Raw genomic sequence first — 2,083 nt, 5'->3', positions numbered from 1 at the left:
GGGCGGCTCCCCAGAACAGTCTCAGCCTGGAAGTTGGTCACTAGCTAGACACTACCTAACAGCCACAGGCGATAGGCTGAGAGGCCAGAGATGCTGTCGTGGCTTTCATCTTACCTCTCAGCGGTTTTTGAGATGTTGCGTTCAAGGTAATTTTTGGCAAATTGGTCATGGGGTTTCATGGACTGAGCAGTTAATCGATAATTCTCAATTGTATAGTTATTAAAAAAGTGGGTTTAAATAACCCACTTCTCAAGTGATGATTGGTAGTTTTTGGGATCGGAATTTTCAAACTGTGCCAGAAACTATGAGCAGCCATGGCAATTATTCTCCTTGTCAATAGTGAGCAATTGTAAGATTAGACTACCTCTTCGAGAAAATCATAAATTTTGTCTAATTGTTCCAAGGTCACTAAACCGTACTGCCAGAGAATCATCGGTAAATGAATTTTATCAGATTGGATCGAGCGCTCGGCCATAGCGATCGATTCTTGGGGAAGGGACAATTCCTCTTGTAGAAATCGTCGGAATTGGGAATAGGCAATCGTGGACATAGGGGGATTTTTTTCCTCAATAGTTATAGTATATCTCGTGATTTTAACAAAACACTACCTGAGCGGTTTCAAGGACAGTTAGTCTTGCGACCGTTTTTTCTGTATCTAAGCTATCCCGATGATAGAGAGCGCTTTCCTAAAAATCGCTGGCTCTCTTAAGATAGTCCCGTTAGATCGAGCAGAATTTTGTCTCTGTTTAATCTATCTATATCAAGGGTAAAGATTATTCAATCTATGACTTGATAGACTATAAAAATCTTAATCGATATGGTTATATCTTAAACAGTATAAATGCGTAATAGCTTCTAAAAGCCATACTTATATTTCCAGACAAGGGACACCTTCTATAAGAAAGTTAACACCATTTTCAAAAATCAAGGTCTTGAGATAGACTCAATCTTAATTTTATCTCCTTCTTTCACTCCTAATTCTTTGGCTCGGCCCCCGGCTAGTTCGATCACTTGATTAACCATGGTGTTTGGCCCATAGACAGGACAAGGATCGACAGCACAAGGGGGGACATTCAGCAAAACTGCTTTTACTATACCATCTTTTAGAAAAATCATGTCTAGAGGAATCGAGACATTTTTCATCCAAAACCGGGCCATCAGAGGTTGTGCAAAGGGAAATAGCATACCGCGATTTTTCTCCAAAGACGAGCGATACATTAAACCCTTGGCCTGTTGTTCCTGGGTTTGAGCCACTTCTAACTCAATCATCTCACCATTAATATCTGCTTTGGCCGTGATCGGTAATATTTGCCCTTGATTCTCAGTCGTAATCTGAGCCATTGAACTATTATTACCATTGAGATTAGTCGATTGACAACTCAGCAGCAACAAACCTAAAAATAGTATTAACTTGATCTTGAGCATAAATGATTTTTTACCAGTCATCACCAATAGTTATCAATACTTAATTTTTCTAGTATAAGTGGAAAATTAAGCAGATAAGACATTATCATAAAGTGGCGACAGCAAATATAAAGATAGTATTAAAAATATCTAGCATGGGGGTGAGCATCCTTCCTTGAGGAGAGGGGCAGGATTGCTAGAACGTATATACTAGGAAAATTCTCAAAGTTATTGGCCGATTTTCCCCCTCAATTTTGCCCTAGTCCGGCAGCAGTCGATCGCCTTCGTAGGTTAAAATACCACTTATCTATATGATCGATTATTGTAGGCTCAGGAGCAATCACCATGACCGCAGAAAGTATGTTATTTAATGGGCCGATCGTGGCGATCGTTCTCGTCCTCGTCGGATTAGCTTGGGGTTTTCTCCTCCTCAAAATCCAAGGTGGAGAAGCGGAATAGCTTGTTTTTCCGTTCATGGTTACTTTATTAGTAATCATGAACTAATTTTTCCCGATCAAAAGTAATTAAGAGAAAATCAAGGTTCTTCGTTACTTGGTATGGTTCGATAGGGGGGCATAAATCGACTAAATCCTTATCTGGCAAGAGACTTAATTGATTAGTTCGCTCTAGATAAGAAATAATTGACAAAAATCGCTAAATGCCTTTCTATATAAGGGTT

General features: G+C 39.5%; 4 protein-coding genes. 1 reads left to right on the top strand and 3 read right to left on the bottom strand.

Annotated elements, in window-relative coordinates; all coding sequences use genetic code 11:
• Window positions 1-355 precede the first annotated feature (355 nt).
• Complete coding sequence (locus tag O9332_RS15925; RefSeq protein WP_002757016.1) at window positions 356-550, bottom strand: DUF2949 domain-containing protein; 195 nt, start codon at window positions 548-550, stop codon at window positions 356-358.
• 374 nt (window positions 551-924) lie between these two features.
• Window positions 925-1,446 carry a DUF192 domain-containing protein gene (locus tag O9332_RS15920; protein ID WP_081417822.1) on the bottom strand — a complete coding sequence of 174 codons (522 nt, stop codon included), beginning with the start codon at window positions 1,444-1,446 and terminating at the stop codon, window positions 925-927.
• 303 nt (window positions 1,447-1,749) lie between these two features.
• Between O9332_RS15920 and petM the strand changes: the two genes are divergently transcribed.
• On the top strand, window positions 1,750-1,863 hold the full coding sequence (gene petM, locus O9332_RS15915; protein WP_002731506.1) for a cytochrome b6-f complex subunit PetM: 114 nt from the start codon (window positions 1,750-1,752) through the stop codon (window positions 1,861-1,863).
• A gap of 27 nt (window positions 1,864-1,890) precedes the next feature.
• Here petM and O9332_RS15910 read toward each other — a convergent pair whose 3' ends face one another.
• A complete protein-coding gene (locus tag O9332_RS15910) occupies window positions 1,891-2,052 on the bottom strand; it encodes a hypothetical protein (protein WP_502846657.1) in 162 nt (53 codons plus the stop codon).
• Window positions 2,053-2,083: the final 31 nt, after the last annotated feature.

This window comes from Microcystis sp. LE19-10.1B (assembly GCF_027530565.1).
GTDB classification, from domain to species: Bacteria; Cyanobacteriota; Cyanobacteriia; order Cyanobacteriales; family Microcystaceae; genus Microcystis; species Microcystis aeruginosa.
This window is presented reverse-complemented; position numbering and strand designations above follow the sequence as displayed.

Excerpts from the sequence above, each read along its gene's own strand:
- O9332_RS15925 (WP_002757016.1), bottom strand. The coding sequence starts at position 550 with ATGTCCACGATTGCCTATTCCCAATTCCGACGATTTCTACAAGAGGAA.
- O9332_RS15920 (WP_081417822.1), bottom strand. The coding sequence starts at position 1,446 with ATGACTGGTAAAAAATCATTTATGCTCAAGATCAAGTTAATACTATTT.
- petM (WP_002731506.1), top strand. The coding sequence starts at position 1,750 with ATGACCGCAGAAAGTATGTTATTTAATGGGCCGATCGTGGCGATCGTT.